The 266-nt window shown below is 39.8% G+C and carries 1 protein-coding gene; it reads left to right on the top strand.

Annotation, left to right across the window (positions count from 1 at the left end; genetic code table 11):
• The coding region (locus tag SB786_RS36540; protein WP_410731624.1) for an alpha/beta hydrolase family protein at positions 1–266 on the top strand (266 nt) is incomplete at both ends.

Below are 266 nucleotides of genomic sequence, written 5' to 3'. Positions count from 1 at the left end.
CTTTTACCTGATTTTGACTATGAGGTGGAAAATGTGGGTTCATCAATCTCTAATTCTGTGGATGCCATTGTAAACGTCCTTAAAAATAATAAAAGCGTTGATTTGAATAGGATCGGAGTCTCAGGGCATTCGTTTGGGGGATATGAAACGGCATTTTTAATGACGCAGAATAAATGGTTTGCAACCGGTATTGCCGGGGCAGGATTTGTTGACATGGCGAGACAGGCGATGAGCTATCATAAATTTTCATATTTGAATTATGTGCC

It is taken from the genome of Burkholderia sp. SIMBA_062, assembly GCF_046534765.1.
Lineage (GTDB): Bacteria > Pseudomonadota > Gammaproteobacteria > Burkholderiales > Burkholderiaceae > Burkholderia > Burkholderia ambifaria.
Note: the sequence above shows the minus strand (reverse complement) of the source record. Positions and strands in the feature narration are given on the sequence as shown.